Origin of the sequence: Paenibacillus sp. 598K, assembly GCF_003851045.1 — a bacterium.
In the GTDB taxonomy this organism is placed as follows: domain Bacteria; phylum Bacillota; class Bacilli; order Paenibacillales; family Paenibacillaceae; genus Paenibacillus_D.
Genome location: NZ_BFBX01000271.1, coordinates 1,028 through 1,331, shown reverse-complemented (window position 1 = coordinate 1,331; position 304 = coordinate 1,028). Strand labels below are relative to the sequence as shown.

Annotated in this window: 1 protein-coding gene; it reads right to left on the bottom strand. The window is 62.2% G+C overall.

Annotated elements, in window-relative coordinates; genetic code table 11:
• Nucleotides 1–304, bottom strand: a 304-nt coding sequence (locus PA598K_RS35000; protein ID WP_185602431.1) for a PepSY domain-containing protein, incomplete at both ends; no start/stop codon positions are given.

Sequence of the window (304 nt, the reverse complement as noted above, 5' to 3'; positions counted from 1 at the left end):
CGACGTCAGTCTCGCCGCGGTCCGTGCGGAGCTCGACCTCGTAGATCGCCCGGCCGCCTTCATGGTCCAGACTGACCTCGATCACCTTGCCGCCCGTATGCTTCTGCGCTGCAGCGGCTGCTTGCGCAGCGCCGATCAACCGCTTTTCGTCGTACTTGTGATCGTCATCGTCGTCATCCGTCTCCTTGGTTACTTTGAGCGTCTTGCCGGTCGCCGCATCGATCTTCACCTCGACTTCAGTCCGGCCCTTCTCCAGATCGACCTCATAGTAGGCGGAGCCCCGACGCTGCTTCAGCTCGATGCC